Origin of the sequence: Burkholderia sp. Cy-637 (genome assembly GCF_011753175.1) — a bacterium.
Taxonomy (GTDB): Bacteria; Pseudomonadota; Gammaproteobacteria; order Burkholderiales; family Burkholderiaceae; genus Burkholderia; species Burkholderia gladioli.
This window is the reverse complement of record NZ_VWWC01000349.1, coordinates 1-2,214: the sequence shown is the minus strand read 5'-3', so window position 1 is coordinate 2,214 and position 2,214 is coordinate 1. Positions and strand designations below refer to the sequence as shown.

The window sequence follows — 2,214 nt, the reverse complement described above, 5'->3', positions numbered from 1 at the left end:
CGCCGGGGCCGTCCGACCTCAGTGCGCGCCCGGTCCCGACGCGGCCTCGTGCGGGCCGCGCGCGGCGCGCGGCCAGATGAGGCTCATCGGATCGGCGCGCACCGCGCGCCAGATCGCGCCGATCAGCGCGCGCACCTTGGTCGGCCGCAGCGCGCGCGAACGCACCGCCATGGTGAAGGCCAGCGCGAAGCTGACGGCCACGTTGAGCACCGCCATCGACAGCACGCCGGCCGTCGCCCACCAGAGTTCGCCCGAGGCCAGCGCGGGCTTGCCGAGCACGCCCAGCGCCACGCCGATCGAGCCGGCCGAGAGCGTCACGTGGCGCACCTCGAAACCGAACGCGAAGGCGCTGACGATGGCCGGCACCAGCCCGAGCATCATGCCCAGCCCGACGTTGCCCACCACCCCGGCCACGTTGCTCTTGCAGAACCTCGCCAGGCGCGCCGCGCCGCTCACGCCGAGCGTGAGGCGCAGGCGCCGGTGATAGGCGATCGCGTCGCCCACCCGATGCAGCACGAACCAGTTGTCGGCCCAGCCGGCGATCAGGCTGGAGGCCCACAGCAGCACGCCGGTCAGCGCCGCGTAGATCGGCGTGGGGCCGAGCAGCGCGAACGAGCGCAGCGTGGCGTGGGCCTTGTCGGCCGAGATCACGTCGGCATGCAGCAGGGCGTGGGCGCCGAGCTGCACGGCCAGGCACACCGGCAGCACCACCAGCACGTTGCCGGCGATGGCGGCCGCCTGGGTGCGGATCAGCGCCACCACCGAGGCCACGAAGCGCTTCACGCCCTCCTCGTGGCCGATGTCGTCGAGCTCGCGCGCCAGCGTCGGCGCGGTCATCGCCGGCTGCTTGGTGGCCAGCGTGAAGTGCAGGAAGTGCATCAGCGTGAAGCTGGCCGCGTAGTTGATGCCGGCCAGGAAGCCCTCGATCATCGACTGCAGGTGCGCGCCGGTGATCCAGAACTTCACGCAGACGGTGGCGACCGTCACCAGGCCGCCGCCGGCGGCCATGCGCATCATCTTCAGGTAGTCGGCGCGGCCGCGCGTGATGTAGTGCTCGCCGGTATCGGCATTGGTCTCCACCAGCTTGCGCGCGAACAGCGAGAAGTTGCTGCGCACCAGGTGCGAGACGCTCTGGCTGTTCTGGTTGGCGTCCACCAGCTCGGCCGTCAGGCGCGCCAGGCCGCGCGGCTCGTCGCGCGCCATCCAGGCGTTGAGCAGCGATTCGGCGCGGTGGATGCGCATGCGCATGCGCTCGACCTGGAACACGATGTCGACCGACACGCCGTTGCGGTACAGGTGCGCCGAGACCTCGTCGGCCGATTGCCGGCATTCGTCGAGCAGCACGCGCAGGTAGTTGACCTCGTGCAGCAGCTTGCTGGCCTCGCCGCCCGAACCACCCGGGCCGCCGTCTTCCAGCGCGGCCTGCGCGCTCTCCACCGCCAGCATGGCGCGCGTCAGGCGGTAGAAGGGCTGGGCCTCGGCGGGCTTGCGCGCCTCGTCGCCCGACAGCCGGCTGCGCACCGTCTGCGACAGACCGGTCGAGCTGATCTGCAGGGTCAGGTTGTGCAGCGCGGCCAGCAGGTCGCGCGAGAAGGAGCCGGGCTCATGGCGCTCGGTCTCGGTGATCTCGTAGGCGAACAGCGCCTGCAGGCGCGCGAGCAGGTCCTCGGGCAGCGCGTCGATCCAGGCCGCGTCGGACGGCGCCGGGAACATCAGCGTAAACAGCGCGGCCAGCTCGCGCCGGTTCGGCGCGGGCGGGATCAGCGAGGCGTCGATACGCTCGAACAGCGCGCCGAAGAAACCGGAATGCACCGGCATGCCGGCGTCGCAGAGCAGGGAGATGCCGTCGCTCTCGCGCAGCAGCGCGCGCAGCATGCGCGCCACGTTGGCCTTCCAGGCCGGATTGCGGTCCAGCACGTGCAGCACGTAGCGCAGCCGCGCGTGGGCCGTGAAACCGCGCGGCGGCTCGGGGGCGGCCCCCTCGGCGGCGGCTCGTTCGGCGGCCGGCGGCTGCACGCTGCCCTCGCGGCGCAGCCAGTGCGCGAGCTCGATCAGCCACTCGCTGCGCTCGGCATGCGGCGCGTTCGCGTCGGCCGTGGCCAGCAGCGCGTCGAGCTGGTGGCTGGCACTGCGCGAGGCACGCCATTTCTTCAGGAGGGTGGTCAGGGAACGGAACATGGCAGCGCACGGTCGGGCGCCGCGGATGGCGGCGCA

1 protein-coding gene is annotated in these 2,214 nt (G+C 72.2%); it reads right to left on the bottom strand.

Annotated features, from left to right (window positions below):
• Positions 1 to 18: 18 nt before the first annotated feature.
• Positions 19 to 2,178 carry a site-specific recombinase gene (locus F3J10_RS35350; protein WP_167244022.1) on the bottom strand — a complete coding sequence of 720 codons (2,160 nt, stop codon included), beginning with the start codon at positions 2,176 to 2,178 and terminating at the stop codon, positions 19 to 21.
• Between the last annotated feature and the right edge of the window lie 36 nt (positions 2,179 to 2,214).

Coding starts and splice junctions, on each gene's coding strand:
- F3J10_RS35350 (WP_167244022.1), bottom strand. CDS start 2,178: ATGTTCCGTTCCCTGACCACCCTCCTGAAGAAATGGCGTGCCTCGCGC.